At 45.8% G+C, this 3,153-nt stretch carries 4 protein-coding genes; 1 reads left to right on the top strand and 3 read right to left on the bottom strand.

What is annotated here, in order from left to right; genetic code table 11:
• A partial coding sequence (locus O3C43_25050; protein ID MDA1069758.1) for an IS630 family transposase occupies positions 1-115 on the top strand: 115 nt, incomplete at its 5' end.
• A 4-nt stretch (positions 116-119) separates the two neighbouring features.
• On the opposite strand, the gene O3C43_25045 is transcribed toward O3C43_25050, so the two are convergent.
• From O3C43_25045 to O3C43_25035, 3 genes are all read right to left on the bottom strand, one after another.
• The gene (locus O3C43_25045) at positions 120-890 is read right to left on the bottom strand and encodes a hypothetical protein (GenBank protein MDA1069757.1); all 771 of its coding nucleotides are present in this window, start codon (positions 888-890) and stop codon (positions 120-122) included.
• An 18-nt stretch (positions 891-908) separates the two neighbouring features.
• The gene (locus O3C43_25040) at positions 909-2,762 is read right to left on the bottom strand and encodes a S8 family peptidase (protein MDA1069756.1); all 1,854 of its coding nucleotides are present in this window, start codon (positions 2,760-2,762) and stop codon (positions 909-911) included.
• A 219-nt stretch (positions 2,763-2,981) separates the two neighbouring features.
• Complete coding sequence (locus O3C43_25035) at positions 2,982-3,152, bottom strand: transposase (GenBank protein MDA1069755.1); 171 nt, start codon at positions 3,150-3,152, stop codon at positions 2,982-2,984.
• Position 3,153 lies beyond the last annotated feature (1 nt).

Genomic DNA, 3,153 nt, shown 5'->3' with positions numbered 1-3,153 from the left:
CATTGAGCAACACAACGCAGCCCCCAAACCCTTCGTCTGGACCGCCAGCGCGAAGGACATTCTGGAAAAAGTAAAGCGTGCTCGAGCAAAGCTTGATATGTTACAGACTGCTTGACGCACTACACTAGAACAACGGATTGGGAAGAGGGATTTGTAACGACCTTTGAGGATGTGTAAGTAAGTCTCAACTCAACCGTATTGGATGTGCGAGAGCCGAAGGGATTCGTTACTACAACATGGTAGGAGGCCTGATCACCAATACCTACTCGTGGTATGCGAAGTGCATTCGAGGTCCCGTTTGGAATGAGTAGTCCATCTCTGTACCACTGATAACTTGCGAAAGCGAAGCGATCTATCGAAACACGAAAAGTGGCCGATGCGCCCAGAGCCTGGTGTATATCGGTTGGATCTTCAATAATTTCAGCAGGAGCAGCAATACCTCCTCTTAAATTGATCGAGCCATCCGAACTTGAATCACCTCCCACAACAATATGGTAGGTTTCACCTTTCGTCGCATCGAATTCTAGAACACTATCAGATGATAGTTGTGTCTCATCGTCATTGAATGCGACTTGCGTCAGGTCACTGATAGATGAACCCTGGTATACTGCCAATACGGTATCAAATCCTGACCCGACAGTATCTAAACGCATACGGGCCGTCTCCTCTGCAGTAAGCGTCCACCATAGTGACCAATCCGAACTGACTCCACCATGCACAGGCTCTCCCGTCTCTCTGGTAGCTCCGGAATACGATGCCGACAAGTTAAACTCTGTGGCTTCAACCGCAGCTGTATGAATAAAATCATCGTTGACTGGATAGTCCTCCAAAGAAATCCGAATTTTACCTTCGGCGTTTTCCTTGCCAGAAATCGCTAGCCAGTAATTCACTCCGGGAAACGATTCAAACTAAGCTGAGCCTCCAGAATCTCCTGAGCTGACGGTAGACAATCCATCTACCGAGGTGCCAGTGTAAACTGCTATATCGACGTCGAAACCAATTCCATTTGCAGAAACGGAAACTGCTCGATTTTCCCTCATCACAAGTCGTAACCATATGGTAGTATTCGAATCACTCCCATTGTGATGGGGTTCACCAATCTCTCTGCCTGATGCAACATTATTGAGCACGACTGAAGTCGTTTCCGCATCCAATTCGTAGGCACCCCTGAATGAATCATAATACGGAGCCGTTACGATACCTTGTATCGAATTATAAAGATTCAAGCTTCCCGCCCCGCGATTGAGATCAACCCAGGTTTTATCTCGATCCAGCCCCTCCATGATCAGTTCGATTTTCCTCTGGGCATTGGCGTTGGGAAATCGTGCCTCGATCAAAGCGAGTGCACCTGACACCATAGGTGCAGCCATAGATGTGCCAGACTTGAAACCGTACGAACCTTTTTCCACGGGAATAGTCGAGTAGATTTCAGTGCCGGGAGCTGCCAAATCGACTTTATCAACACTGTAGTTGGCAAATCCGGCGATCATTCCGTTTCTATCAGAAGCGGTAACCGAAAAAATATTCGGATTATTGTAGGCAGCTGGATAGCTAGGGCTTTCGTCCAGGGAAACAAATTCATTGCCTGCGGCCACCACTGCAATACCTCCCGCGAGCTGCACCTGACCTATAACCTTTTCAATACCGGTGCTTCTTTGAGATCCGCCAAAACTCATATTCAGAATCTTTGCGCCAATCGTATTCGCGTATTCAATACCCTTAATAACACCTTCCAGGGTACCTAAACCTTGGTCATTCAGTACTTTTACCGCCACCAAATCGGCACTCCAAGCCACACCGGAAACGCCTATTCCATTATCCCCTTGAGCGGCGGCTATACCCGCAACGTGGGTCCCATGCCCATCGACATCATCGACATCGGCAGAGTTAGAAACAAAGGAGTAGCCATGAAGGTCGTCAACAAAACCATTGTTGTCATCGTCAATTCCGTTTCCCGGTATCTCTCCGGGATTGTTCCATAGGTTTGATATTAAATCGGGATGATCAATATCGATCCCGGTATCGAGAATTGCAATTTTGACGTTTGATGCCTCCCGTTGAATCTCCCAAGTCTGAGGAGCAGAAATGACACTTTTACCTACCTCCGCAAAAGCCCATTGATAAGGATCATATTGCTCGTCATTTGGAATCACTGACGAAGCAGCGTAGATATAATTCGGTTCTATCGATTTTCTTGGAATCACCCTCGACAAGCGATCAACTAAATCTTCGTAAGCACCTACCTCCTCGAAACCTGGAACATTTACCAGGTAAATGCCCAGGTTCTCTGAAACGACTTCCACATCGAACTCCAATTGTGAAAGCTCGATAGCTTTATCAAGTGAGATATCGACCAGAACTGAGTCTGCCATCATCAAGGATCCGAATTCGTTTCCTTGGCCGCTGCCCCGATAAAATTCCTCTAATCGAAACCACGCTCCGCTTTGCTTATCGTACAAAAGTGATACCATGGATGATTCCAACAGTGAGTCTACAATCCACTTCTCTGATGACCGTTCCTTAAGCTGATCTACAAAATCATTCCAATTCGAATTCTTCGTCTCATTTTCAAAAATTAAGTCGAAATCACTTTTATCCACCTCGGCCTCTGAACTCGTTTTTTGTTCCAAACCGACAGATTCCGAACTCTTCCTTGACGAAGATGATTGTGCGATATCAGTAGGAGCATCTCTACTTAAAACATGGAAACCTATCGCAATTATAACGAAGATTGAGAGATAAAATATTACACGTCTGCTCATTGGGGAAAAAGAATGATCAAACATAGCAGAACGGGGCATCAATTATTTGCGGGAAAGTTAGTAAAGGCTTAGAATCTACGTCATTCATGAACCTGTATCTAAAATATTGTCTGTCTCGCCCACGCTCAAAGATTGCTGCCTGTCCAAAAAGACCGAATTGGTTTTTCAGCCTTTTTTCAACACCCTCCAAGCATCGGGGTATCTGAAAAAGAAATATTTTTACCATAATCTTAGCTGACGCAATTCCTCTTTCGGTTTGCCTTGTTCTAAATCGTAGGTCTCCACCGAAGTCCAATTCCCTTTTTCGCCCACCGTCCCAACATAATAACCTGAACTCCAAAAGCTGCCTCCCCACAGTTCCTGCTTTAACCACTTCTCTCTTCCAAACAAT

The organism is Verrucomicrobiota bacterium, from assembly GCA_027622555.1.
Classification (GTDB): domain Bacteria; phylum Verrucomicrobiota; class Verrucomicrobiia; order Opitutales; family UBA2995; genus UBA2995.
Note: the sequence above shows the minus strand (reverse complement) of the source record. Positions and strands in the feature narration are given on the sequence as shown.

What these genes read in the sequence shown, in the direction of transcription:
- O3C43_25040 (MDA1069756.1), bottom strand. Translation starts at nt 2,762, where the DNA reads ATGAGCAGACGTGTAATATTTTATCTCTCAATCTTCGTTATAATTGCG.